The following is a 26,461-nucleotide window of genomic DNA, read 5'->3' as shown; positions in this document are numbered from 1 at the left end:
TACTCCATATTAAGGCTCTGCTACACGCAGAGACAAATCATTCATCGTTCGTGGAAGGCGCGCAATTCTACAACCTGATCAAAAATAAATCAAGTCGGACGCCTCCACGGCTTTTATTTTGTGGTTAACCCTGGCGCTGTTTGTGACGGGGTTCCACTTTACAGATCACGCGCACGGAACCGTTGCGACGTACGATCTTGCAATTACGGCAAATCTTTTTAACAGACGCGCGTACTTTCATGATCCACCTCTAACAGGTTTAACGCAGTGAACCTGCGCCACCTTTAAGATTCGATTTTTTCATAAGTGATTCATATTGATGGGACATAAGATGCGACTGCACCTGCGCCATAAAATCCATCACAACCACCACGACTATCAACATTGAAGTACCACCGAAGTAGAACGGTATGTTCCACGCCACAACCAGAAACTGCGGCATCAGTGATACAGCCGTTATGTACAGTGCGCCAAACAGAGTCAGCCGCGACAGCACAGTGTCGATATAACGGGCAGATTGCTCACCGGGTCTGATTCCGGGGATGAATGCACCAGACTTTTTCAGGTTATCTGCCACTTCACGCGGATTAAACATAAGAGCCGTATAGAAGTAACAGAAAAACACAATTGCAATGCCGAACAGCAGAATGTGCAGCGGTTGACCTGGACCTAAAGCCAGGGCCATATCCTGCAGCCAAGCCAAGCCTTCACTCTGACCGAACCACTGCCCCATAGAAGCAGGGAACAGCAGGATACTGGAAGCAAAGATAGGCGGTATAACACCAGCCATATTCACTTTCAGTGGCAGATGACTACTTTGTGCTGCATAGACACGGCGACCTTGCTGACGTTTTGCATAGTTAATGGTAATGCGGCGTTGACCGCGTTCCATAAACACTACAAACGCCACAGTCGCCATAGCCAGAACAGCGATCAACAGCAGAGCCAGAATATTCAGATCACCCTGGCGTGCAGCCTCGAAAGACTGCCCGATAGCACCAGGAAGACCTGCAACAATACCGGAAAAGATCAGAATGGAGATACCATTACCGATTCCACGTTCTGTGACCTGCTCGCCCAACCACATCAGGAAAACCGCACCCGAAACAAAAGTTACGACTGCGACAAAGTAGAAACTGGCATCAGTAGCAAACGCCACACCTTGACTCGCAAGGCCGACGGACATACCAAATGCCTGGATCGTCGCCAATACAACCGTACCGTAACGCGTGTACTGGTTGATTTTACGACGCCCAGATTCTCCTTCCTTCTTCAGCTGCTCCAGTTGTGGACTCACTGCCGTCATCAGCTGCATTATGATCGATGCAGAAATATACGGCATAACACCCAGCGCAAGAATACTCATGCGCTCGAGTGCACCACCTGAAAACATGTTGAACAAACTCAGAATGGTTCCAGAATTTTGTTCGAACAGAGCAGCAAGCCGATCAGGGTTAATACCAGGTACCGGAATATGAGCACCGATACGGTATACAATGATCGCTATCAGAACGAAACGCAGGCGAGCCCAGAGCTCGCCCAGTCCGTTTTGTCTTGCCGGTGTTTGTCCTAGCTTAGCCATTTACGCCTCGACTTTACCGCCAGCAGCTTCAATCGCCGCCTGAGCACCTTTGGTCACTTTAAGACCTTTAACAGTGACAGGCTTTGTGATTTCACCTGACAGGATTACACGCGCAACTTTAATTTCATCGCGAATGATGTCAGCATTTTTTAACGCTTCGAGATCTACCACGTCAGCGGTGATTTTGCCGATTTCATTCAAACGAATTTCGGCAACATAACGCGACTTACGTGATGTGAAACCAAATTTTGGCAGACGACGCTGGATAGGCATCTGACCACCTTCAAAACCTGGATTCACGCTTCCGCCTGAGCGGGATTTAAGACCCTTGTGACCACGGCCACAAGTTTTACCCAGACCGGAGCCGATACCACGACCAACACGCTTGGGAGCCTGTTTGGAACCAGCACCCGGGCGTAATGTATTCAGACGCATTGGGTCACTCCTTTCATTCACCAACTACATGAACCATGTAGTTGACTTTATTGATCATACCGCGCACTGCAGGAGTGTCTTCCACTTCCACAACGTGACCTATACGGCGCAGCCCGAGACCCTTCACACACAGCTTATGCTTCGGCAAAGTGCCGATGGTGCTGCGCGTCAGGGTAACTTTAATAGTATTAGCCATCGTTTAGTTCCCCAGGATCTCTTCAACGGATTTACCACGTTTTGCCGCAACATCATCAGGTGACTTCATAGAAGACAACCCTTTGACAGTTGCACGCACCACGTTTACCGGGTTAGTAGAACCATAACATTTAGCCAGTACGTTCTGTACACCAGCCAGTTCCAGCACGGCACGCATCGCACCACCGGCAATGATACCGGTACCTTCAGATGCTGGCTGCATGTATACGCGGGACGCACCATGCTGTGCTTTAACGGGATACTGCAGAGTGTGTGCATTCAGTGACACGCTGACCATGTTACGACGCGCTTGCTCCATTGCTTTTTGAATAGCAACAGGCACTTCGCGAGCCTTACCGCGGCCGAAACCGATGCGGCCATTGCCATCACCGACCACTGTTAGTGCTGTGAAACCGAAGATACGGCCACCTTTCACAACTTTGGCTACACGGTTTACCTGGACCAGTCTCTCCTGGAGTTCACCGTCTTTCTGTTCGTGATTTGCCATATTAGAAACCTTTAGAATTCCAGTCCGCCTTCGCGGGCCGCATCAGCCAGAGCCTGGACTCTGCCATGATATTTATAACCGGAGCGATCAAACGCTACCTGCGAAACACCCGCTGCTTTGGCACGATCTGCGATCAGTGCACCCACTTTCTTGGCGGCTTCAACATTACCGGTTACACCCGCACGCAGGTCCTTCTCAACAGTTGATGCAGAGGCAAGAACAGTTGAGCCGTCAGCGGAAATAATCTGCGCATAGATATGACGTGGTGTGCGATTAACACACAAGCGTACTGCGCCCAGTTCACGCATTTTAAGGCGAGAGCGGCGCGCACGACGAATTCGAGCTACATTTTTTTCGTTCATGACCCAGCCTTACTTCTTCTTAGCCTCTTTGCGGCGTACATACTCATCCACATAACGAACCCCTTTACCCTTATAAGGTTCAGGCGGACGGAAAGCGCGTATTTCAGCAGCTACCTGACCAACCTGTTGCTTGTCAGCACCAGACAGGATAATGGTTGTGTTATTTGGAGTTTCAGCCTTTACGCCGGCAGGCAGTTGGTAATCGATCGGGTGTGAAAAACCCAGTGTCAGGTTTACTACGTCGCCTTTAACGGCGGCACGGTAACCGACACCGATCAGCTGCATGGTTTTCTGAAAACCAGTGCTGACACCTGTGACCATGTTATTGACCAGAGCACGCGTTGTACCGGATAGTGCAATAGACTGTTTGCCGCCATCACGGGCTACAAATACAACTTTGCCTTCATTCAGTTCAACACCCACTGAAGGATGCACTTCCAGACTTAACTGACCGTTGCTACCTTTGACAGCAACTTGCTGCCCCTGGATTTTCACCTCAACACCTGCAGGTACGACAACGGGATTCTTTGCTATACGTGACATCAGAACTCCCCTTAGAATACCGTACAGATGACTTCACCACCGATACCGGCTTGACGAGCAGCGCGATCGGTCATGACACCTTTACTGGTAGAGATAATTGCAACACCTAGACCGTCAGATACTTTCGGCAGCTTTGCAACATGACGGTAAATACGCAAACTTGGTTTGCTTACACGTTTAATCTCTTCAATTACCGGCTTGCCTTCGAAGTATTTCAGTTCGATGGTCAGGACCGGCTTGCTTTCACCCTCAACACTGTAATCAGTGATGTAGCCTTCCTCTTTGAGCACTTTGGCAATAGCCACTTTGTGCTTTGAAGAAGGCATGGTGACTGCAGGCTTTTCAGCCATATTACCGTTACGGATACGGGTAAACATATCCGCGAGGGTATCTTGCATACTCATGCTTATTTCCTCAGTTGTGCAGCTCAGTGCGGTAGCAGAAACAAAATTCTGCCCTGACCACTGGGCTTACCATTGACAAGCTTACCAGCTTGCTTTTTTCAGACCAGGTACGTCACCGCGCATAGCGGCTTCGCGCAACTTGATACGTGACAGACCGAACTTACGGTATACACCGTGTGGACGACCTGTAACCTGACAGCGGCGGCGTTGACGAACCGGACTGGCATCACGTGGCAGCTTTTGCAAAGCTACCTGCGCATCCCACCGCTCATCTTCTGAGCTGGCAGGATTTACAATGAGTGCCTTCAGCTCAGCGCGCTTGACTGCATACTTCGCAGCCAGCTTTTCACGCTTGGCTTCACGGTTTTTCATAGATACTTTAGCCATTGTTCTACCCCTAATTATTTACGGAACGGGAACTGCAGAGCTTCCAGCAGCGCACGGCCTTCGTCGTTAGACTGGGCTGTAGTAGTGATCGTGATATCCAGACCACGCAGCTTATCAACCTTGTCATAGTCGATTTCTGGGAAAATAATCTGCTCTTTCACACCCATGCTGTAGTTTCCGCGTCCATCAAATGACTTCGGGTTCAAACCACGGAAGTCCCTGATACGAGGGATAGAAACGTCAACCAGACGATCGAGAAATTCCCACATACGCTCACCGCGCAGGGTCACTTTACAACCGATCGGCCAGCCTTCACGGACTTTAAAGCCCGCAATGGATTTACGAGCCTTGGTAACAACTGGCTTCTGACCTGCAATTGCAATCATATCAGCCACAGCGTTTTCCAGCTGCTTTTTGTCGCCGAGAGCTTCACCCACACCCATGTTCAGGGTGATTTTACTTACGCGAGGAACAGCCATGATATTCGGGCTATTCAGCTCTTCTTTCAGCTTTAGCTTCAGTTCGCTTTCGTACAGCGCTTTTAATCTAGACATTGCACCAACCTCTCTTACTTATCGCCAACGACGATTTCGCCGTTAGACTTGTAGAAGCGTACCTTGGTGCCGTCTTCAAGCTTTCTGAAGCCTACACGATCACCTTTGCCGGTAGCAGGATTAAAAATGGCGACATTTGAAACAGCCAGAGCCGCTTCCTTTTCTAATATGCCACCCTGCTGACCTAACATCGGGTTCGGCTTAACATGCTTCTTGATCATGTTGATACCGGATACGATCAGGCGGTCGTCAGACAGTACGCGCATTACTCTGCCACGCTTGCCTTTATCTTTACCTGCGATCACGATGACTTCATCGTCGCGACGAATTTTACGCATTAGTTACCTTCCTTTCCTACTACCCTCTCATGCTCAAAAACGCCAAACCCTTTCGGGGATGGCGTTTTATGAATCAACTAGCTTCAAAAGCTGTTAACTCAGAGCACTTCAGGCGCCAGGGAAATGATCTTCATGAACTTCTCAGTACGAAGTTCACGCGTTACTGGGCCGAAGATACGAGTACCGATTGGTGCGCCGTTGTTATTCAGCAAAACCGCTGAGTTAACATCGAAACGGATGATGGAACCATCCGGACGACGGACACCTTTACGGGTACGTACTACGACAGCTTTAAGAACCTGACCTTTTTTCACCTTACCACGCGGAATTGCTTCCTTAACGGTGACTTTGATGACATCACCAACACCGGCGTAGCGACGGTGAGAACCGCCCAGGACCTTAATACACTGTACTCGCTTGGCACCGCTGTTATCAGCGACATCAAGCATCGATTCAGTCTGAATCATGGTCTACCCCACAAAACTGTTATACCGACCATCCAATGACAGCCGGAGTAATGGAGCAAAGGCGCATAAGTTTACACCTCTGCGGCAGGCTCTTCAACTGCCATTAACGCTTTATTTGCCTGTTCTTCGATTTGAACCAGTACCCATGTCTTGGATTTAGATAAAGGACGTGACTCCTGAATCGTTACCAGATCACCGATACGGCAAGCATTATCAGCATCGTGAGCATGCAGCTTGGTGGAGCGACGAACAAACTTTCCGTAAATCGGGTGTTTTTCTTTACGCTCTACCATCACCGTGATGGTTTTATCCATCTTGTCACTAATGACCTTACCGGTCACAGTACGAATACGTTTTTCTGCGCTCATTTATGCACCTGCCTTTTGCTTAAGAACAGTTTTGACGCGAGCAATGTCGCGACGTACCTGGCCTAAAAGGTGATTCTGAGCCAGCTGACCGGTCGCTTTCTGCATGCGCAGATTGAACTGGTCTTTCAGCAGACCTAGCAACGTCTGCTGAAGCTCTTCTGCAGTTTGTTCGCGCAGTTCAGTCGCTTTCATTACATCACCGTCCGTTTAACTATGGTTGTAGTTACAGGCAGCTTTGCAGCAGCCAGAGCGAAGGCTTCAGATACCAGCTGCTCGCTGACACCACTGATTTCAAACAGCACCTTGCCTGGCTGGATCTGTGCAACCCAGTATTCTACGTTACCCTTACCTTTACCCATACGTACTTCAAGGGGCTTGGTCGTGATCGGTTTGTCCGGGAACACCCGAATCCAGATCTTACCACCACGCTTTACATGACGCGTCATGGTACGACGAGCCGCTTCGATCTGACGCGCTGTAATACGACCGCGACCGGTCGCTTTCAGCGCATACTCACCAAAGCTGACCTTGCTGCCACGCTGTGCCAGGCCGCGGTTACGGCCTTTCATCACCTTGCGGTACTTAAGTCGTTTTGGTTGCAGCATTGACGTTTACCTCACTTAGTTCCTTTCTTCTTGGGAGCGTTCTTCTCGGCACGTACCTGTTCGATACCACCCAGAACTTCACCCTTGAAGACCCAGACTTTAACGCCAATCACACCATATGTTGTGTGCGCCTCGTAGGTTGCGTAGTCAATGTCCGCACGCAGCGTATGCAAAGGTACACGACCTTCACGATACCACTCAGTACGCGCAATCTCGGCACCGCCAAGACGACCGCCAACCTGAATTTTGATACCCTTTGCGCCGATACGCATAGAGTTCTGCACCGCACGCTTCATAGCGCGACGGAACATAACACGGCGTTCCAACTGGCTGGCGACGCTTTGCGCTACCAGTTTGGCATCTAGGTCTGGCTTACGAACTTCTTCAATGTTGATGTGCACAGGCACACCCATCATCTCAGAAACCGTAGAACGCAGTACTTCAACATCCTCACCCTTCTTGCCGATCACGATACCGGGACGGGCTGTGTGGATGGTGATTTTAGCGTTCTGAGCCGGACGTTCAATATCTATGCGACTTACAGACGCATTCTTAAGCTTCTGCTCAAGGTAGCTACGCACCTTGAGATCATTCAGCAGCTTAACAGCATAGTCTGACTTGTCAGCGTACCACACCGAAGTGTGGTCTTTGACGATGCCGAGACGTATACCGGTTGGGTTAACTTTCTGACCCATTTCGAAATCTCCTAGCCGTCAGCTTCTTAGTCAGCCACTTTTACAGTGATGTGTGCAGTACGCTTCAGAACTCTGTCTGCGCGACCTTTTGCACGTGGCCGAATGCGTTTCATGGTCATACCTTCGTCAACGAAGATAGCAGAAACGCGCAACTCGTCCACGTCAGCACCTTCGTTATGCTCAGCATTTGCTATAGCGGAGTCGAGCACCTTCTTGACCAGATCAGCACCTTTCTTATTGCTGAACGTCAGGATATCCAGAGCTTCGCCCACAGATTTACCACGGATCTGATCTGCGACCAGACGGGCCTTCTGGGCGGAGATGCGGGCGCCGATATGTTTGGCGACTATTTCCATCATCTATCCTCCCTTACTTCTTCTTGGCCTTCTTGTCGGCTGCATGACCGCGGAATGTACGTGTAGCAGCAAACTCACCTAATTTATGACCGACCATGTCCTCAGTGACAAACACTGGAACGTGCTGGCGGCCGTTATGTACTGCAATTGTCAAACCCACAAAATTCGGAAAAATTGTGGAACGACGCGACCAGGTTTTGATCGGACGTTTTTCATTTGCTTCAATTGCAGCCTCTACCTTCTTCAACAGGTGAAGGTCGATAAATGGACCTTTCTTCAGTGAACGTGGCACAGCTGTATCCCCTTATTTAGCGCTACGACGGCGTACGATAAGTTTATTGGTACGCTTGTTCTTGCGAGTTTTATGACCTTTAGTCGGGACGCCCCATGGAGAAACCGGATGACGGCCACCAGAGGTACGACCTTCACCACCACCATGTGGGTGATCGACCGGGTTCATTGCTACACCGCGAACTGTCGGGCGCACACCACGCCAGCGTTTGGCACCGGCTTTACCCAACTGACGGAGGGAATGCTCGGAGTTGCTGACTTCACCCAGTGTGGCGCGACAATCGACCAGTACTTTACGCACTTCACCAGAACGCAGACGCAGAGTGGCATAAGCCCCTTCACGCGCGACCAGCTGTGCAGAAGCACCCGCAGAACGTGCCATCTGAGCGCCTTTTCCAGGCTTCAGTTCGATACAGTGTACGGTACTACCCAGTGGGATATTACGCAGCGTCATGGTGTTGCCGATTTTGATATCAGCTGCTTCACCAGAAACTACTTTAGATCCCGCCTGCAGACCTTTCGGTGCAATGATGTAACGACGCTCACCATCGGCATACATAATCAATGCGATGTGCGCAGTACGGTTAGGATCATACTCAATGCGCTCTACAGTGCCCTGAATACCATCCTTATTGCGACGGAAGTCGACGATACGATAATGATGCTTGTGGCCACCACCGATATGACGGGTAGTGATACGACCATTATTGTTACGACCGCCGGTTTTACTTTTCTTTTCGACCAGTGCGGCGAAAGGCTTACCCTTATGCAGGTCAGCGCTGACTACCTTAACGACATGACGACGTCCGGCAGAGGTCGGCTTTGATTTAACGAGTGCCATGATCTAACCCCTTCTTATTCGCCAGCCATGAAATCAATTTCAGAGCCATCAGCCAGACGAACATAGGCCTTACGAACATCATTTCGCTTGCCCAGACCGCGCGCAGTACGCTTGGTCTTGCCCTTGACGTTCAGTACGTTGACACCATCAACTTTTACATTGAATAGCTCTTCAACGGCTCTTTTGATTTCAGGCTTAGTAGCATCTGGTGCAACCCGAAATACGACTTGCTGTGATCCGTCAGCAACAATAGTTGCTTTCTCAGAGATGTGCGGACCCAACAACACTTTAAAAATGCGTTCTGGATTCATGCCAACACCTCATTGATTTTATTCAGAGCAGCAGCAGTAACAACGACTTTATCAAAACCGATCAGACTGACCGGATCGATAGCCGCTACGTCACGCACGTCAACGTGCGGAACATTTCGTGCAGCCAGATACAGATTAACTTCAACTTCTTCAGTGATCACCAGTGCATTGCTGAGCTCAAGCTCTTGCATTTTAGCAATGAACTGTTTGGTCTTAGGCACTTCCATCTGGAAACCTTCAACTACAACCAAACGATCCTGTCGAACCAGCTCAGAAAGGATGCAACGCATGGCAGCGCGATACATCTTCTTGTTTACTTTCTGCGAGAAGTCACGTGGACTTGCAGCGAAAGTAACACCACCGGAGCGCCACAGCGGGGAACGAATGGTTCCTGCACGGGCACGACCTGTTCCTTTCTGACGGAATGGCTTAGCGCCACCGCCGGATACTGCGGAACGATTTTTCTGTGCTTTGGTTCCCTGACGGCCACCTGCCATATAGGCAGTTACCACCTGGTGTACCAGAGACTCATTAAACTCTTTGCCAAATATCAGTTCGGATACTTCGACCGAACCGTTGGCTCCTGTCAGATTTATATTCATGTTAACCCCTTCAGCCGCGTGCTTTTACAGCAGGTTTAACGATGACATCACCGCCGGTTGCGCCAGGAATGGCACCCTTAACCAGCAGTAGGTTACGCTCAGCGTCTACACGCACAACTTCTAGAGTCTGTACTGTGCAACGCTCATCACCCATGTGACCTGCCATCTTTTTGCCCTTGAACACACGCCCCGGAGTCTGACACTGACCTATGGAGCCCGGAGCACGGTGAGAAAGCGAGTTACCGTGTGTCGCATCCTGAGTACGGAAATTCCAGCGCTTAACTCCACCCTGAAAACCCTTACCCTTACTACGACCGGTTACGTCGATTTTCTGACCTGCTTCGAAGCGCTCAACCGTCAGCGCATCGCCAACGTTGATTTCTTCATCACCGGAGAGACGGAACTCCCACAAACCGCGACCAGCTTCTACTCCTGCTTTCGCAAAGTTTCCAGCTGCCGGCTTAGTCAGGCGATTAGCCTTCTTAGCGCCGGTTGTCACTTGAATAGCGGCATAACCGTCAGTATCAACAGTTTTGACGCAAGTCACGCGGTTCGGATCCACCTCGATGACAGTGACTGGCACGGACACGCCATCTTCTGTGAAGATACGGGTCATGCCCGCTTTACGTCCGATAAGTCCTACAGACATTTTAATACCTCTTGCCAGTTGAGTACGGGGCTGTAACCCACTATGGCCGCCCATTACAGAGCATTCCTCAAATAGCGCTTCATTAAATGTTATTAATTCTGCGCAGCTTGTTTAGCCCAGGCTGATCTGCACTTCTACACCCGCAGCGAGATCCAGCTTCATCAAAGCATCAACTGTTTTTTCAGTTGGCTCGACGATATCCAGAACACGTTTATGCGTACGGATTTCATATTGATCACGTGCATCTTTGTTCACGTGAGGTGAAATCAGTATGGTAAAACGCTCTTTGCGAGTAGGAAGTGGGATCGGACCATGCACCTGTGCGCCCGTCCGTTTCGCAGTTTCAACAATCTCCTGCGCGGATGAGTCGATCAGGCGATGATCAAAAGCCTTCAGACGAATTCTGATTTTTTGGTTCTGCATTCTGATCACGCATTTCCTGTTAATTTTATTACGGCAATAGCCGACCTCCCCTTACATGAGGGGACGCAAATTATACTTATACCGTGACGTGAGTACAAGCCCATCGGTACAGTTTTTAACCAGCCATAAAAAAACCCTCCGTAGAGGGTTTTTAGAATGACTAAATCTTAGTCAAGAATTTTCGCAACAACACCTGCACCCACTGTACGACCGCCTTCACGGATCGCAAAGCGCAGGCCTTCTTCCATCGCAATCGGGTTGATCAGCGTAACAGTCATCTGCACGTTATCACCCGGCATTACCATCTCAACACCTTCTGGCAGTTCACACGCGCCAGTGATGTCCGTGGTACGGAAGTAGAACTGTGGACGGTAGCCTTTAAAGAATGGTGTATGACGACCACCCTCTTCTTTGCTCAGTACGTACACTTCGCCTTCGAACTTGGTGTGTGGTGTGATTGAACCTGGCTTGGCCAATACCTGACCACGCTCAACGTCATCACGCTTGGTGCCACGCAACAGCGCACCGACGTTCTCACCTGCACGACCTTCGTCCAGCAGCTTACGGAACATCTCAACACCAGTACAAGTAGTCTTGGTGGTTGGACGGATACCGACGATTTCGATCTCTTCACCCGCTTTAACAACACCACGCTCAATACGACCGGTTACTACAGTACCACGACCGGAAATAGAGAATACGTCTTCAATCGGCATCAGGAACGGCTTATCAATCGCACGCTCCGGCTCAGGGATATAGCTATCCAGAGCTTCTACCAGCTTCTTAACAGCGGTAGTACCCATTTCATTGTCGTCTTTACCCTCCAGCGCCATCAGCGCTGAACCGATGATGATAGGGGTATCGTCGCCTGGGAAGTCGTACTGATCCAGAAGTTCGCGAACTTCCATCTCAACCAGTTCCATCAGCTCTTCATCATCAACCATGTCCGCTTTGTTCAGGAACACGACGATGAAAGGTACACCCACCTGACGTGACAGCAGAATGTGCTCACGCGTCTGTGGCATAGGGCCGTCAGCGGCTGAACACACCAGAATTGCACCATCCATCTGCGCCGCACCGGTGATCATGTTTTTTACATAGTCAGCGTGCCCTGGGCAGTCAACGTGCGCATAGTGGCGAGTCGGTGATTCATACTCTACGTGTGATGTAGAGATAGTAATACCACGCTCACGCTCTTCAGGTGCGTTGTCGATACCGTCAAAGGCAACCGCTGCTCCACCCCATACTTCCGCACATACGCGCGTCAGAGCGGCTGTCAGGGTTGTCTTACCGTGGTCAACGTGGCCAATGGTTCCTACGTTGACGTGCGGCTTGTTACGTTCAAAAGCTTTCTTAGCCACGGCTAAATCCTCTTAATCAAGTAATTGCTAAATCAATTCTGTTTAGTAACAGCTTCGGCTATGTTCTGCGGCGCTTCACTGTAGGAATCAAATTCCATAGAGTAAGTTGCCCGACCCTGTGAAGCAGAACGAAGGTCAGTTGCATAACCAAACATCTCGCCCAGCGGAACCTGAGCATTGATGACTTTACCGGACACGGTATCTTCCATACCCTGCACCAGACCACGGCGACGGTTAAGGTCACCCATCACGTCACCCATGTACTCCTCAGGAGTTACCACTTCAACCTTCATCATCGGCTCAAGCAGACAAGGGCTTGCTTCCTGGGCATATTTTTTCAGTGCCTGGGATGCAGCGATTTTAAACGCCATCTCGTTGGAGTCAACCTCATGGAACGAACCGTCATACAGACGCGCTTTCAGGCCGATCAGCGGATAACCGGCAATAACGCCGTTTTTCATCTGCTCTTCGATACCCTTCTGCACCGCAGGGATGTATTCCTTAGGAATCGCACCACCCACGATTTCGTTAATGAACTCCAATCCTTCTTCATCACTCGGACTGAACTCAACGACGACATGACCATACTGACCACGACCACCGGACTGACGGGCAAACTTATGGTTTGCAACAACCGGTTTACGGATCTTCTCACGGTAAGCAACCTGTGGCTTACCGATATTGGCTTCAACCTTGAACTCGCGACGCATACGGTCAACGATGATGTCCAGATGCAACTCGCCCATACCAGAAATAATGGTCTGACCACTTTCTTCGTCTGTAGCCACACGGAAAGACGGATCTTCCTGAGCCAGCTTGCTCAGTGCAATACCCATTTTTTCCTGATCAGCTTTGGACTTAGGCTCAACAGCAACCGAAATAACTGGATCCGGGAATTCCATACGCTCCAGAACGATCTTGTCATCCAGACTACACAGGGTATCACCCGTAGTAACATCTTTCAGACCGATAACCGCAGCGATATCGCCAGCGAGAATCTCTTTGATCTCTTCACGTGAGTTAGCATGCATCTGCACCATACGACCCACGCGTTCTTTTTTCTCTTTAACAGAGTTATAAACACTGTCACCAGATTTCAGAACACCCGAGTACACACGAATAAAGGTCAGCGTACCCACGAACGGGTCAGTAGCGATTTTGAACGCCAGCGCCGCAAACGGTGCATCGTCATCCGCTTCACGCGTTGCCACTGTGCCGTCTTTATCGTCCAGCTCACCTTCGATCGCCTTAACTTCAGTTGGCGATGGCAGGAATTCAATAACGGCATCCAGTACAGCCTGTACACCCTTGTTCTTGAATGCAGAGCCGGCCAGCATCAGTACGATATCATTTGCCAGGGTACGTGCACGCAAACCGGCTTTGATTTCTTCCTTGGTCAGCTCTTCGCCGCCCAGGTATTTTTCCATGTACTCATCATTGCTTTCTGCTGCGGCTTCGACTAACTGCTCACGCAGCTCTTCAGCACGCGCCTGAAGCTCAGCAGGAATCTCTTCCAGAGAGAAGGTCATACCCTGATCAGCTTCGTTCCAGATGATTGATTTCATCTCAATCAAGTCAACGACGCCTTTGAAGTCATCTTCAGCACCGATTGGGAAATTCAGCACAACAGTATTAACATTCAGACGCTTTTTCAGCTGCTCTTCAACACGGAAGAAGTCTGCACCGGCACGGTCCATCTTGTTGACGAATACCATGCGGGGTACTTCGTACTTGTTCGCCTGACGCCAGACTGTTTCAGTCTGTGGCTGCACACCTGAAGAGGCGCACAACACCACAACCGCACCATCAAGAACGCGCAAAGAACGCTCTACTTCGATAGTAAAGTCAACGTGCCCAGGGGTGTCGATGACGTTGATACGGTGTTCATCGAACTGTTTGCCCATACCACTCCAGAAAGTGGTGATTGCAGCCGAGGTGATAGTAATACCACGCTCCTGCTCCTGTTCCATCCAGTCTGTGGTAGCGGCACCATCATGCACCTCACCCAGCTTATGAGACAAACCTGTATAAAATAATACACGCTCCGTAGTGGTGGTTTTACCAGCATCTACGTGCGCACAGATACCTATGTTACGGTATCTGGATAGCGGTGTTTTACGAGCCACGACGTTATCCTCTGAAGTTTAGAAGCGGTAGTGAGCAAAAGCTTTGTTAGCTTCAGCCATACGATGCACGTCTTCACGTTTCTTAACGGCTGCGCCGCGCCCTTCAGAAGCGTCAACCAGCTCTCCAGCCAGACGCAAGGCCATGGATTTTTCACCACGCTTACGCGCAGAATCGACCAACCAGCGCATAGCCAGAGCCATACGACGTGAAGGACGAACTTCAACAGGTACCTGATAGGTGGCACCACCGACTCGACGGGATTTAACTTCCACTACGGGCTGAACCGTTTCAAGTGCTTTATCAAACAGTTCCAGCGGATCCTGTTTAGTACGCTCTTGTACTTTATCCATTGCGCCATAAACTATGCTTTCTGCAACAGATTTTTTGCCACTGACCATCAGATGGTTGATGAATTTTGCCAGTGTGATGTTACCGAATTTTGGATCCGGCAGTATTTCGCGCTTCGCAGCTATGCGTCTTCTAGGCATGATAAGCCCTCAATCAATTAAAAGGTCTTCAGGTTTAGCCAGGATGTCTTGGACACCTGCCCTTACTCTTATCGTCAGTTCGGTTTAGCGCAACAGCATGCGTTTTGAAAAAAGCCTGACTGTGACAACTTTGCCGTTTAACGACTTATTACGACTTAGGACGTTTGGTACCGTACTTGGAACGAGCCTGTTTACGGTCATTAACACCGGAACAGTCAAGCGCGCCACGTACTGTGTGATAACGCACACCCGGCAAGTCTTTTACACGACCACCACGAATCAGAACAACAGAGTGTTCCTGCAGGTTATGGCCTTCACCACCGATATAAGAAGACACTTCATAGCCGTTGGTCAGACGTACACGACAGACCTTACGCAGCGCTGAGTTAGGCTTCTTCGGTGTGGTTGTATAAACACGGGTACAAACACCACGACGCTGAGGACAAGCTTCCAGTGCACGAACGTCACTTGGCTGTACTTTGCGCTTACGCGGCTTACGTACCAACTGGTTAATTGTTGCCATTCAGCAAACTCTCCACCTTTGGTTTTAACATATAAAAAGACTGAGCATTCCTACTCAGTCAACAAGAGGGCGGGAAGTTTACCTAATTCCCGCCCCGATCGTCAATTACTGTCTGTTTTTTAATCAGAACCAGACATTGACGCATTCAGTGCTTTGGTCAGTGCCTGCTGGACTTCTTCCGCACTCACTGTACCACTTTCGGAGCCCAGACGACGTTTGCGTTTGCGCTCACTGTGGTAGGCAAGACCGGTACCGGCTGGTATCAATCGACCGACCACAACGTTTTCTTTCAAGCCGCGCAGGTAATCGCTCTTGCCATTCACGGCGCCTTCGGTCAATACGCGGGTTGTTTCCTGGAAGGATGCCGCCGAAATAAACGACTCGGTTGCCAGCGATGCCTTGGTGATACCCAGCAGTACGCGCTCGAACCGTGCCGGGAATTTACCTTCCTCAACCAGTCGTGCATTTTCATTACGTACAGCAATGTATTCAACCTGATCGCCCTGGATAAAGTCAGAATCACCAGAGTCGATAATTTCAACTTTACGCACCATCTGACGCACAATCACTTCGATATGCTTGTCGTTGATGCCTACACCCTGGAGACGGTATACATCCTGAATTTCAGCAACGATATACTTAGCCAGTTCATTAACACCCAAAATACGCAGGATATCGTGTGGGTTGGATGGGCCATCAGAAATAACCTCACCCTTCTCAACCGACTCACCTTCGAAGATGTTCAGGTTACGCCATTTCTGGATCATGATCTCTACCGGATCACTACCGTCATGCGGTGTAATCACGATACGGCGCTTACCCTTGGTTTCCTTACCGAAGGTCACCACACCAGAGATTTCAGCCAGGATGGCGTACTCTTTCGGCTTACGCGCTTCAAACAGGTCGGCCACACGTGGCAGACCACCGGTGATATCCTTGTTAACCGTACCTTCCTGTGGAATACGTGCCAGAACGTCACCGATCTGCACTTCAGCACCATCATTCAGGTTGACGATCGCCTTAGGCGGCAGCAGATACTGCGCTGACATTTCTGTACCCGGATAACAGAGATCCTTACCGTCGAAATCGACCAGCTTGATCATCGGACGAATATCTTTACCCGCCTGAGGACGATCCTTGCCTTCCAGAATCTCGATAGTGGAAAGACCGGTCAATTCATCAGTCTGACGTTTGACGGTGATACCATCTTCCAGACCCGCAAAGACAATCTTACCCTGTATTTCCGACACGATTGGATGCGTATGCGGATCCCAGTTAGCCACGACGGCACCAGCGTCTACTGTTGAACCTTCGCGTACTTTGATCATCGCACCATAAGGCAGCTTGTAACGCTCGCGCTCACGACCATGTTCATCAGTTATGCCCAGTTCACCTGAACGTGACGTGGCAACCAGATTACCATCGGTACGCTCTACGTACTTCAGGTTATGCAGGCGTACGATACCGCCATTCTTGACCTGAATACTGTCAACTGCGGCGGCCCTCGAGGCTGCACCACCGATATGGAAGGTACGCATAGTCAGCTGTGTACCTGGCTCACCGATTGACTGGGCCGCGATAACACCTACAGCTTCACCCTGGTTAACCAGGTGACCGCGTGCAAGATCACGCCCATAACAGCTGGAACAAACACCCTGATTAGCATCACAGGTGATAGCAGAACGCACCAACACTTCATCAATTTTGCTCAGTTCTTCGTCTGTTTGCAGACGATCAACCCAGGCTTCATCGATCAGCGTAGCCTTCTCGATAAGCACATCGCCCGTTACCGGACTCAGCACATCGACCGCCACGACACGACCCAGCAACTGCTCACCCAGACTGACGATGATATCGCCACCCTCAATGATCGGCTGAACCAGAACACCGTTTTCGGTACCACAATCTACTTCAGTGATCACCAGATCCTGAGCCACGTCAACCAGACGACGAGTCAGGTAACCGGAGTTAGCTGTTTTCAGCGCCGTATCGGCAAGACCCTTACGCGCACCGTGCGTGGAGATAAAGTACTGCAGTACGTTTAGACCTTCACGGAAGTTGGCGATGATCGGCGTTTCGATGATCGAACCATCCGGCTTGGCCATCAGACCACGCATACCGGCTAACTGACGTATCTGTGCCGCACTACCACGTGCACCTGAGTCAGCCATGATATACACAGAGTTAAACGATTCCTGCTCAACCTGGTTACCATTAACATCGGTCACCAGATCAACTTTCAGGTTGTCCATCATGCGCTTCGCCAGTACTTCGTTGGCGCGCGACCAGATATCGACTACCTTGTTGTATTTCTCACCGTGCGTGACCAGACCTTCAGCGAACTGACGTTCAATTTCGGTCACTTCAGCTTCAGCATCAGCGATAATACGAGGTTTTTCATCCGGAATAACGAAATCATTGACACCAATCGAGGCACCGGACAAGGTCGCCTGACGGAAGCCCATGTACATCAGTTGATCCGCAAAGATAACCGTTTCTTTCAGGCCGCAACGACGATAGGCTTCGTTAAGCAGCTTGGAGATAGCTTTCTTTTTCATTGCCTGATCAACCAGCGCAAACGGCAGGCCATCGGGAACGATATCAAACAACAGCGCACGGCCGACAGTGGTATCACGAACCGCAGTGATCTCTTCAACATTACCGTGAATATCACGGATCAGTTCACGGATACGCACTTTAACCCGGGCCTGCAGATGTACCTGGCCAGCACCGTGCGCACGAGTCACTTCTTTGATGTCACTGAACAACATACCTTCACCAGCAGCGGCAACGCGCTCACGGGTCATGTAATACAGACCCAGAACCACGTCCTGCGATGGCACGATGATTGGCTCACCATTGGCAGGCGAGAGGATGTTGTTGGTAGACATCATCAAGGCACGGGCTTCAAGCTGTGCCTCAATGGTCAGCGGCACGTGAACGGCCATCTGGTCACCGTCAAAGTCGGCGTTGTAAGCCGCACAAACCAGCGGGTGCAGCTGGATCGCTTTACCTTCGATCAGTACTGGCTCAAATGCCTGAATACCTAAACGGTGAAGTGTCGGTGCACGGTTAAGTAGCACTGGGTGCTCACGGATCACTTCATCGAGTATATCCCAGACCAGCGCTTCTTCACGCTCAACCATTTTCTTGGCGGCTTTGATGGTGGTGGCATGACCACGCAGTTCCAGCTTGGAGAAGATGAACGGCTTAAACAGCTCCAGTGCCATTTTTTTCGGCAGACCGCACTGATGCAGACGCAGTGACGGACCGACCACGATAACCGAACGACCCGAATAGTCGACACGTTTACCCAGCAGGTTCTGACGGAAACGACCCTGCTTACCTTTGATCATATCGGCAAGCGATTTCAGCGGACGCTTGTTAGAACCGGTAATGGCACGACCACGACGACCGTTATCCAGCAGCGCATCAACCGATTCCTGCAACATACGCTTCTCGTTGCGTACGATAATATCCGGTGCATTCAGGTCTAGCAGACGCTTCAGACGGTTATTACGGTTAATTACGCGACGGTACAGATCGTTCAGGTCAGACGTAGCGAAACGGCCGCCATCCAGCGGTACTAACGGACGCAGATCCGGTGGCAGAACTGGCAGCACATTTAGAATCATCCACTCCGGCTTGTTACCGGATTTAAGGAAGGCTTCCATCAGCTTCAGACGCTTGGACAGTTTCTTCAGCTTGGTCTCAGAGTTGGTCTGCGGAATTTCTTCACGCATACGCTGACACTCGCCTTCAAGGTCGATAGAGCCCAGCAACTCTTGAACCGCTTCAGCACCCATACGCGCATCGAATTCGTCGCCGAACTCTTCCAGCGCTTCAAAGTACTGCTCGTCATTCAGCAGCTGTCCACGCTCCAGGGTAGTCATACCCGGATCGATCACTACAAAGGATTCAAAATAGAGCACGCGTTCAATATCACGCAGCGTCATGTCCATCATCAAGCCGATACGGGACGGCAGAGATTTCAGGAACCAAATGTGAGCTACCGGTGAAGCCAGCTCAATATGCGCCATACGGTCACGGCGCACTTTGGTCATGGTCACTTCAACGCCACACTTCTCGCAGATAACGCCGCGGTGCTTCATGCGTTTGTATTTACCGCACAGGCACTCGTAATCCTTGATCGGGCCAAAGATCTTGGCACAGAACAAACCATCACGTTCCGGCTTAAAGGTACGATAGTTAATGGTTTCCGGCTTCTTAACTTCACCGTAAGACCAGGAACGGATCATATCCGGTGATGCCAGGGTGATACGGATAGAGTCAAACTCTTCAGTTTTACCCTGATTCTTGAGCAGATTCAGCAAATCTTTCATTGTCTATAGCTCCTCACGGAGTTCTCTGGGGAAGCGCCCGCAAGGGGCGCCACCTGATGTGATCAGTTTAGGTCTCAATCGCTTTCAAGTTCGATATCGATACCGAGAGAACGAATTTCCTTGATCAATACGTTAAACGACTCTGGCATGCCAGGCTCCATACGATGGTTGCCATCCACAATGTTTTTATACATTTTGGTACGACCATTGACGTCATCTGACTTAACGGTGAGCATTTCCTGAAGCGTATAAGCCGCGCCATACGCCTCCAATGCCCAGACCTCCATCTCACCGAATCGCTGTCCACCGAATTGCGCCTTACCACCCAGCGGCTGCTGCGTAACAAGACTGTAAGAACCGGTAGAACGTGCATGCATCTTGTCATCAACCAAGTGGTTGAGCTTGAGCATGTACATGTAACCTACGGTGACCTGACGGTCGAATTTATCACCGGTACGGCCGTCATACAGGGTCACCTGACCACTGTCATTCATATCGGCCAAACGCAACAGGGCTTTGATTTCACTTTCCTTGGCACCGTCAAATACTGGCGAGGCCAAAGGCACGCCCTTACGCAGGTTATTCGCCAATTCCAGAATCTCGGCATCACTGAAGCTTTCCAGATCTTCACGACGACCCAGTGGCAAGCCAGCATGTTCGGCGTTATACACCTGACCCAGGAAGTCCCGAACGTCTTTGACTTTTTCAGCCTTGGCACGTTCAATATCCAGCATGGTGTTGATCTTACGACCCAAGCCCTTGGCTGCCGCACCCATGTGGGTTTCCAGGATCTGACCGACGTTCATACGTGACGGTACACCCAGCGGGTTGAGGACGATATCGATCGGCTCGCCGTTTTCGTCATAAGGCATATCTTCAACCGGCATGATGACCGAGATAACACCTTTGTTACCGTGACGACCCGCCATCTTGTCACCTGGCTGGATACGACGTTTGGTAGCAACATAAACCTTGACGATTTTCAGCACACCCGGTGCCAGGTCATCGCCAGTTTGCAGCTTGCCTTTCTTGTCTTCGAAACGCTTATCCAGATTTTCACGACGCTCTTCAAGCTGCTTCTGCGCCTGTTCCAGCATGTCCTGCACTTCAGAATCGGCAAGACGAATCTTGAACCACTCAGAACGCTTTAAGTTGCTGAGGAATTCTTCAGTAATCGTTTCGCTCTTCTTCAGTCCGGCACCGCCTTCGGCTTTCAGACCGACCAGTGCTTTAGTCAGACGTTCGAAAGTCGCATCTTCAACGATGCGGAACTCATCGTTAAGGTCTTTGCGGATGCTATCCAGCTCAGACTTCTCGATGGAAACAGCACGGGCATCTTTTTCCACACCATCGCGGGTAAACACCTGCACATCGATAACCTTACCGATCGTACCACCCTTCACACGCAGGGAGGTATCTTTAACATCAGAGGCTTTTTCACCAAAGATGGCACGTAGCAGTTTTTCTTCCGGGGTCAGCTGGGTTTCACCCTTAGGGGTAACCTTACCGACCAGAATGTCGCCTGGGCCAACTTCAGCACCGATATGCACGATACCGGTTTCATCCAGCTTGCCCAGCGCCGCTTCACCAACATTAGGAATATCGGAAGTGATTTCTTCAGATCCCAGCTTGGTATCACGCGCCACACAGGTCAGCTCCTGAATGTGGATAGTAGTAAAACGATCTTCTTCAACGACACGCTCGGAGATGAGGATAGAATCCTCGAAGTTGTAACCATTCCAGGGCATGAAGGCGATACGCATGTTCTGACCCAGTGCCAGCTCACCCATATCTACCGAAGGACCGTCGGCGAGAATATCGCCACGGGCTATGCTTTCACCTGGGCGCACGATGGCACGCTGGTTAATACAGGTGTTCTGGTTAGAACGCACGTATTTGGTCAGATTATAGATGTCGACACCGGCATCGCCGACGGCAGTTTCATCATCGTTGGCGCGTACCACAATACGGCTGGCATCAACAGATTCAATCACACCACCGCGGGTAGCAACCACACAGACACCCGAGTCCTGTGCCACACTACGTTCAATACCAGTACCTACCAGCGGCTTCTCGGCACGCAGTGTGGGTACAGCCTGACGCTGCATGTTCGAACCCATCAACGCACGGTTGGCGTCATCGTGTTCCAGGAACGGGATAAGGGCGGCGGCTACAGATACGATCTGACGTGCCGACACATCCATATACTGGACCTTGTCACGCGGCATAACGGTAAATTCGTTAGCGTGACGGACTTCAACCAGATCTTCTGCCAGACAGTTTTTATCGTCCAGCTTGGCGGATGCCTGTGCGATAACGAAGTTGTTTTCTTCAATCGCTGACAGGTAATCGATGTCGTCAGAAACTTTACCATCCAATACGCGGCGATAAGGGGTTTCCAGGAAGCCATAATCATTGGTGCGTGCATAAACAGCCAAGGAGTTGATCAGACCGATGTTCGGACCTTCAGGGGTCTCGATCGGGCAGACACGGCCATAATGGGTTGGATGCACGTCACGTACTTCAAAGCCAGCACGCTCACGGGTCAGACCGCCTGGGCCTAACGCGGAAACACGACGTTTGTGAGTAATCTCGGACAGCGGGTTGTTCTGGTCCATAAACTGGGACAGCTGACTGGAACCGAAAAACTCTTTAACGGCAGCAGCAACAGGCTTGGCATTAATCAGATCCTGAGGCATCAGGTTATCCGCTTCTGCCATGCTCAGGCGCTCACGTACCGCACGCTCGACACGCACCAGCCCTACACGGAACTGGTTTTCAGCCATTTCACCGACAGAACGGATACGACGGTTACCCAGATGGTCAATGTCATCGACAATGCCTTTACCGTTACGAATACCGATCAGGGTCTTCATCACATCGAGGATGTCAGCTTTTTCCAGAATCGGGCTACCGACTTCAGCATCACGACCCAGACGACGATTGAACTTCATCCGACCAACGGCTGACAGATCATAGCGCTCTTCGGAGAAGAACAGATTCTCGAACAAGCCTTCTGCCGACTCTTTAGTAGGCGGCTCGCCCGGGCGCATCATACGGTAGATTTCTACCAATGCTTCAATCTGATTGCGAGTGGTATCGATACGCAAGGTATCGGAAATATAAGGACCACAATCCAGATCATTGGTGTAAAGCGTTTCAAAACGCTCGACACCGGCCACCTGCAGACGGGTAATCAACTCGTCGGTGATCTCGGTATTAGCAACAGCGATCACTTCACCGGTTGAAGGATCAGCCATATCTTTCGCCAGCACTTTGCCGCTGAGGTATTCAGCAGGAACCTGCAATTGCTTCATGCCGGCCTGGGTCATCTGACGCGTATGACGCGGGGTAATACGACGACCCGCTTCAACAATCACATTGCCCTCAGGATCTTTGATCTCAAAGGACATGGTTTCACCGCGCAGGCGCTCAGGTACCAGATCCATCCAGATCAGGTCGCCTTCAAAATTCCAGCCGGTATTTTCGAAGAAAATTTCCAGAATTTCTTCTGTGCTGTAACCCAGCGAGCGCAACAGCACCGATGCCGGCAGTTTACGCCGACGGTCGATACGTACAAACAGCGCATCTTTTGGATCGAATTCGAAATCCAGCCATGAACCACGGTAAGGAATAATACGCGCAGAGTAGAGCAATTTACCCGATGAATGGGTTTTGCCTTTATCATGATCAAAAAACACACCCGGTGAGCGGTGTAGCTGCGACACGATTACACGTTCAGTACCATTAATAACAAAGGTACCGTTATCTGTCATCAGGGGCATTTCGCCCATGTAGACTTCCTGTTCCTTGATATCTTTAACCGCTTTACTTGACGATTCACGGTCGTAGATTACCAGACGCACTTTGACACGAAGTGGCGCGGCATAAGTGATACCCCGCTGCATGCACTCCTTGACATCAAAAACGGGTTCACCGAGGCGGTAACCAACGTATTCCAGTGCCGCATTTCCGGAATAGGAAACAATTGGAAAAACAGAATTAAATGCTGCCTGGAGTCCGGTCTCGTCGCGCTGTTGCGCGTCCGCTCCCTGCTGCAGAAACTTGCGGTAAGAGTCCAGCTGTGTAGCAAGCAGGAATGGAACATCCATTACCTGGTTCAGCTTGCTGAAATCCTTACGAATACGTTTCTTTTCAGTATATGAATAAGCCATCAGTGTTCCCCAGCATGTGCACCTAGTTGAGAAGCCAGCCCAGAAGGGGATCTTCCAGTCTGTAGATCCGTTATCTGTTTGCTGTCATTCAATAACGGAAAAAGGCCGGTGGCTCGCGGCCACCAGCCATACGCTTTCAAAGCAGTTTACGCTGCTTGCAGCGCATTAAAGCGATTACTTGAGCTCAACTTTAGCGCCGGCTTCTTCCAGTGCTTTCTTGAGTTCTTCAGCTTCGTCTTTAGAAACGCCTTCTTTGATCGTAGCAGGCGCTCCGTCAACCAGTTCTTTAGCTTCTTTCAGACCCAGGCCTGTAGCGCCACGAACAGCTTTGATTACGTTAACTTTCTTATCACCAGTTTCAGCCAGGATGACGTTGAATTCAGTCTGTTCTTCAGCCACTTCAGCAGCTGCAGGACCCGCAGCTACTGCAGCAGCAGCAGATACACCGAATTTTTCTTCCATAGCTTCAATCAGAGTAACAACGTCCTTTACAGACATTTCAGCTACTGCATTGATGATATCTTCTTGAGTCAGAGACATTATATAGATTCCTGAATTACTTTCGGGCTTAGCCCATTAAACGCTTAATCAGACAGCTTGCCGTAAGGCAATCAGGCTGCCTGCTCTTTCTGATCGCGAACGGCTGCCAGTGTACGTACCAGCTTGCCAGCAGAAGCTTCCTTGAGGACGCTCATCAACTTGGCAATTGCTTCGTCGTAAGTTGGCAGGCTTGCCAGCAGGGAGATATCAACTTTCTCACCCTCAAAGGCTGCAGCTTTCAGCTCAAACTTCTCGTTACCCTTGGCAAATTCTTTCAGAATACGTGCACCCGCACCCGGATGCTCTGTAGAAAATGCAATGATAGAAGGCCCTACAAAGGTGTCTTGCAGACACACGTAGTCGGTACCTTCAAGGGCACGACGTGCCAGTGTGTTACGAACCACACGCAACCAGACACCGTTTTCACGGGCCAGTTTACGCAACGCAGTCATATCTGTTACAGATACGCCACGTGAGTCAGCAACAACAGCAGACACAGCTGATTTAGCAGCTTCCTGGACCTCAGCGACGATCGCTTTTTTGTCTTCGAGTCCTAATGCCACGATTTACTCCTGGATTGAGTCTTTCGACCATTTACCAAACCAAACACCCGAACCAGTTGATTCAGGCGGTGAGTACGGTGGTACTGATTCGTTTGAATCTTCACCGTCTGCGCAGGCCGGTTAAACCATTAAGAGGTACAACCTGAGTCATACCTCACCTGCGGTCTTTGACGGTCTTCGTATCTGTCTGACAGGTCACGAAGACCCTCAAAAACGTTGTAGTTAAAATCAGCTCAATGAAGACTGATCAACTACTACACCCGGGCCCATAGTAGTGGACAGGGTTACTTTCTTTACATAAATGCCTTTAGAAGAAGAAGGTTTAAGTTTCTTCAGATCCGCTACCAGCGCTTCAATATTTTCTTTGATTGCATCAGCTGCAAAGCCAACCTTACCGACTGAACAGTGGATAATACCATTTTTGTCAGTACGGAAACGCACCTGACCGGCCTTGGCATTCTGAACAGCCGTGGCGACGTCTGGTGTTACTGTACCGACTTTCGGGTTAGGCATCAGGCCACGTGGGCCGAGGATCTGACCCAACTGACCGACAACACGCATAGCATCAGGCGTGGCGATAACAACGTCAAAATCCAGATTACCGGCTTTAACCTGTTCTGCCAGATCTTCGAAACCAACGATATCAGCACCAGCCGCTTTAGCTTTTTCGGCATTTTCGCCCTGCGCAAACACAGCAACACGAACATCTTTACCGGTACCGTGTGGCAGTACAGTAGAACCACGAACAACCTGATCCGATTTACGTGGATCAACGCCCAGGTTTACAGCCACATCGATAGATTCAACAAATTTAACTGTAGAAACTTCAGCCAGCACAGCAACAGCATCCTGTACCGGGTAGAGTTTACCAGCTACGAGTTTCTCACTGATCGCCTTCTGGCGCTTAGTTAGCTTAGCCATTACTCTTCACCTTCTACAATAATACCCATTGAACGCGCACTGCCTGCGATAGTACGTACAGCAGCATCCATATCAGCAGCGGTCAGATCCGGCATTTTAGCAGTTGCGATCTCTTCAACCTGAGCACGAGTCACAGTAGCAACCTTCTCGGTGTTAGGACGCGCAGAACCACTTTTCAGACCCGCTGCTTTTTTCAGCAGGATTGAAGCCGGTGGGGTTTTGGTGATAAAAGTAAAGCTACGGTCACTGTAAACAGTGATCACCACAGGTGTTGGCAGACCTGGTTCAATACCCTGAGTTGCGGCGTTAAACGCTTTGCAGAACTCCATGATATTAACACCATGCTGACCCAAAGCCGGACCTACTGGTGGACTTGGGTTAGCCTGACCGGCTTTAACCTGCAGCTTGATATAAGCATTAATTTTCTTAGCCATTAAGCTACTCCTTTGGGTACAAGCGCTTTTCAGCTCCCCTTCGTTACACAAAACTGCCCGGTCGTAACCG

General features: G+C 50.3%; 33 protein-coding genes. All 33 read right to left on the bottom strand.

What is annotated here, in order from left to right; all coding sequences use genetic code 11:
• Nucleotides 1-124: 124 nt before the first annotated feature.
• The 33 genes from rpmJ to rplK all read right to left on the bottom strand — a co-directional run bounded on the left by rpmJ (nt 125) and on the right by rplK (nt 26,391).
• Nucleotides 125-241, bottom strand: coding sequence for a 50S ribosomal protein L36 (gene rpmJ, locus F5I99_RS01310; protein ID WP_007021200.1), 117 nt, complete (start codon nt 239-241; stop codon nt 125-127).
• 18 nt (nt 242-259) lie between these two features.
• Complete coding sequence (secY, locus tag F5I99_RS01305) at nt 260-1,582, bottom strand: preprotein translocase subunit SecY (protein WP_151053291.1); 1,323 nt, start codon at nt 1,580-1,582, stop codon at nt 260-262.
• Nucleotides 1,583-2,017, bottom strand: a complete 435-nt coding sequence (gene rplO / locus F5I99_RS01300; RefSeq protein ID WP_151053290.1) for a 50S ribosomal protein L15 — start codon at nt 2,015-2,017, stop codon at nt 1,583-1,585.
• 13 nt (nt 2,018-2,030) lie between these two features.
• The gene (gene rpmD, locus F5I99_RS01295) at nt 2,031-2,213 is read right to left on the bottom strand and encodes a 50S ribosomal protein L30 (RefSeq protein ID WP_036524467.1); all 183 of its coding nucleotides are present in this window, start codon (nt 2,211-2,213) and stop codon (nt 2,031-2,033) included.
• A 3-nt stretch (nt 2,214-2,216) separates the two neighbouring features.
• Entirely contained in the window at nt 2,217-2,720 is a 504-nt protein-coding gene (gene rpsE / locus F5I99_RS01290; RefSeq protein WP_036524438.1) for a 30S ribosomal protein S5, read from the bottom strand.
• 11 nt (nt 2,721-2,731) lie between these two features.
• A complete protein-coding gene (gene rplR / locus F5I99_RS01285; RefSeq protein WP_151053289.1) occupies nt 2,732-3,082 on the bottom strand; it encodes a 50S ribosomal protein L18 in 351 nt (116 codons plus the stop codon).
• A gap of 9 nt (nt 3,083-3,091) precedes the next feature.
• Nucleotides 3,092-3,625: a 50S ribosomal protein L6 gene (gene rplF, locus F5I99_RS01280; RefSeq protein ID WP_151053288.1), complete on the bottom strand. Its 534-nt coding sequence runs from the start codon at nt 3,623-3,625 to the stop codon at nt 3,092-3,094.
• A gap of 11 nt (nt 3,626-3,636) precedes the next feature.
• Nucleotides 3,637-4,029 (bottom strand): 30S ribosomal protein S8, encoded by a 393-nt coding sequence (gene rpsH, locus F5I99_RS01275; RefSeq protein WP_151053287.1) that lies wholly within the window; start codon nt 4,027-4,029, stop codon nt 3,637-3,639.
• Between the two features lie 81 nt (nt 4,030-4,110).
• Nucleotides 4,111-4,416 (bottom strand): 30S ribosomal protein S14, encoded by a 306-nt coding sequence (gene rpsN / locus F5I99_RS01270; RefSeq protein WP_151053286.1) that lies wholly within the window; start codon nt 4,414-4,416, stop codon nt 4,111-4,113.
• A 14-nt stretch (nt 4,417-4,430) separates the two neighbouring features.
• A complete protein-coding gene (gene rplE / locus F5I99_RS01265) occupies nt 4,431-4,970 on the bottom strand; it encodes a 50S ribosomal protein L5 (RefSeq protein ID WP_036524430.1) in 540 nt (179 codons plus the stop codon).
• A gap of 14 nt (nt 4,971-4,984) precedes the next feature.
• On the bottom strand, nt 4,985-5,308 hold the full coding sequence (rplX, locus tag F5I99_RS01260; protein WP_151053285.1) for a 50S ribosomal protein L24: 324 nt from the start codon (nt 5,306-5,308) through the stop codon (nt 4,985-4,987).
• A gap of 98 nt (nt 5,309-5,406) precedes the next feature.
• Nucleotides 5,407-5,775: a 50S ribosomal protein L14 gene (gene rplN / locus F5I99_RS01255; RefSeq protein WP_151053284.1), complete on the bottom strand. Its 369-nt coding sequence runs from the start codon at nt 5,773-5,775 to the stop codon at nt 5,407-5,409.
• Nucleotides 5,776-5,846: 71 nt separating this feature from the next.
• Entirely contained in the window at nt 5,847-6,143 is a 297-nt protein-coding gene (rpsQ, locus tag F5I99_RS01250; RefSeq protein WP_151053283.1) for a 30S ribosomal protein S17, read from the bottom strand.
• Entirely contained in the window at nt 6,144-6,335 is a 192-nt protein-coding gene (gene rpmC, locus F5I99_RS01245; RefSeq protein ID WP_036524423.1) for a 50S ribosomal protein L29, read from the bottom strand.
• Nucleotides 6,335-6,748 carry a 50S ribosomal protein L16 gene (rplP, locus tag F5I99_RS01240; protein WP_036524414.1) on the bottom strand — a complete coding sequence of 138 codons (414 nt, stop codon included), beginning with the start codon at nt 6,746-6,748 and terminating at the stop codon, nt 6,335-6,337. Before rplP ends, rpmC begins: the two co-directional genes overlap by 1 nt.
• An 11-nt stretch (nt 6,749-6,759) precedes the next feature.
• Nucleotides 6,760-7,443: a 30S ribosomal protein S3 gene (gene rpsC, locus F5I99_RS01235; RefSeq protein WP_151053282.1), complete on the bottom strand. Its 684-nt coding sequence runs from the start codon at nt 7,441-7,443 to the stop codon at nt 6,760-6,762.
• Nucleotides 7,444-7,469: 26 nt separating this feature from the next.
• On the bottom strand, nt 7,470-7,799 hold the full coding sequence (rplV, locus tag F5I99_RS01230) for a 50S ribosomal protein L22 (protein WP_036524462.1): 330 nt from the start codon (nt 7,797-7,799) through the stop codon (nt 7,470-7,472).
• A 13-nt stretch (nt 7,800-7,812) separates the two neighbouring features.
• Nucleotides 7,813-8,091: a 30S ribosomal protein S19 gene (rpsS, locus tag F5I99_RS01225; protein ID WP_036524409.1), complete on the bottom strand. Its 279-nt coding sequence runs from the start codon at nt 8,089-8,091 to the stop codon at nt 7,813-7,815.
• A gap of 12 nt (nt 8,092-8,103) precedes the next feature.
• Nucleotides 8,104-8,931, bottom strand: a complete 828-nt coding sequence (gene rplB, locus F5I99_RS01220) for a 50S ribosomal protein L2 (protein WP_151053281.1) — start codon at nt 8,929-8,931, stop codon at nt 8,104-8,106.
• Nucleotides 8,932-8,945: 14 nt separating this feature from the next.
• Complete coding sequence (gene rplW / locus F5I99_RS01215; protein WP_036524402.1) at nt 8,946-9,242, bottom strand: 50S ribosomal protein L23; 297 nt, start codon at nt 9,240-9,242, stop codon at nt 8,946-8,948.
• Nucleotides 9,239-9,844 (bottom strand): 50S ribosomal protein L4, encoded by a 606-nt coding sequence (gene rplD, locus F5I99_RS01210; RefSeq protein WP_036524399.1) that lies wholly within the window; start codon nt 9,842-9,844, stop codon nt 9,239-9,241. Before rplD ends, rplW begins: the two co-directional genes overlap by 4 nt.
• A gap of 10 nt (nt 9,845-9,854) precedes the next feature.
• Complete coding sequence (gene rplC, locus F5I99_RS01205; RefSeq protein ID WP_151053280.1) at nt 9,855-10,493, bottom strand: 50S ribosomal protein L3; 639 nt, start codon at nt 10,491-10,493, stop codon at nt 9,855-9,857.
• Between the two features lie 111 nt (nt 10,494-10,604).
• Nucleotides 10,605-10,916, bottom strand: coding sequence for a 30S ribosomal protein S10 (rpsJ, locus tag F5I99_RS01200; RefSeq protein WP_151053279.1), 312 nt, complete (start codon nt 10,914-10,916; stop codon nt 10,605-10,607).
• Between the two features lie 167 nt (nt 10,917-11,083).
• The gene (gene tuf, locus F5I99_RS01195) at nt 11,084-12,277 is read right to left on the bottom strand and encodes an elongation factor Tu (RefSeq protein WP_151053272.1); all 1,194 of its coding nucleotides are present in this window, start codon (nt 12,275-12,277) and stop codon (nt 11,084-11,086) included.
• 32 nt (nt 12,278-12,309) lie between these two features.
• On the bottom strand, nt 12,310-14,403 hold the full coding sequence (gene fusA / locus F5I99_RS01190; protein WP_151053278.1) for an elongation factor G: 2,094 nt from the start codon (nt 14,401-14,403) through the stop codon (nt 12,310-12,312).
• A gap of 18 nt (nt 14,404-14,421) precedes the next feature.
• Nucleotides 14,422-14,892, bottom strand: coding sequence for a 30S ribosomal protein S7 (gene rpsG / locus F5I99_RS01185; RefSeq protein WP_036524672.1), 471 nt, complete (start codon nt 14,890-14,892; stop codon nt 14,422-14,424).
• Between the two features lie 148 nt (nt 14,893-15,040).
• Nucleotides 15,041-15,415, bottom strand: coding sequence for a 30S ribosomal protein S12 (gene rpsL, locus F5I99_RS01180; RefSeq protein ID WP_036524675.1), 375 nt, complete (start codon nt 15,413-15,415; stop codon nt 15,041-15,043).
• 119 nt (nt 15,416-15,534) lie between these two features.
• Complete coding sequence (gene rpoC, locus F5I99_RS01175) at nt 15,535-19,758, bottom strand: DNA-directed RNA polymerase subunit beta' (protein WP_151053277.1); 4,224 nt, start codon at nt 19,756-19,758, stop codon at nt 15,535-15,537.
• Nucleotides 19,759-19,832: 74 nt separating this feature from the next.
• Entirely contained in the window at nt 19,833-23,933 is a 4,101-nt protein-coding gene (gene rpoB, locus F5I99_RS01170; RefSeq protein ID WP_151053276.1) for a DNA-directed RNA polymerase subunit beta, read from the bottom strand.
• Between the two features lie 174 nt (nt 23,934-24,107).
• A complete protein-coding gene (gene rplL, locus F5I99_RS01165; RefSeq protein WP_036524681.1) occupies nt 24,108-24,473 on the bottom strand; it encodes a 50S ribosomal protein L7/L12 in 366 nt (121 codons plus the stop codon).
• A gap of 71 nt (nt 24,474-24,544) precedes the next feature.
• Nucleotides 24,545-25,036, bottom strand: coding sequence for a 50S ribosomal protein L10 (rplJ, locus tag F5I99_RS01160; RefSeq protein ID WP_036524683.1), 492 nt, complete (start codon nt 25,034-25,036; stop codon nt 24,545-24,547).
• 228 nt (nt 25,037-25,264) lie between these two features.
• Nucleotides 25,265-25,957 carry a 50S ribosomal protein L1 gene (gene rplA / locus F5I99_RS01155; protein ID WP_151053275.1) on the bottom strand — a complete coding sequence of 231 codons (693 nt, stop codon included), beginning with the start codon at nt 25,955-25,957 and terminating at the stop codon, nt 25,265-25,267.
• Nucleotides 25,957-26,391 (bottom strand): 50S ribosomal protein L11, encoded by a 435-nt coding sequence (gene rplK / locus F5I99_RS01150; RefSeq protein ID WP_036524689.1) that lies wholly within the window; start codon nt 26,389-26,391, stop codon nt 25,957-25,959. Before rplK ends, rplA begins: the two co-directional genes overlap by 1 nt.
• Nucleotides 26,392-26,461 lie beyond the last annotated feature (70 nt).

Origin of the sequence: Nitrincola iocasae (assembly GCF_008727795.1) — a bacterium.
Lineage (GTDB): Bacteria > Pseudomonadota > Gammaproteobacteria > Pseudomonadales > Balneatricaceae > Nitrincola > Nitrincola iocasae.
Note: the sequence above shows the minus strand (reverse complement) of the source record. Positions and strands in the feature narration are given on the sequence as shown.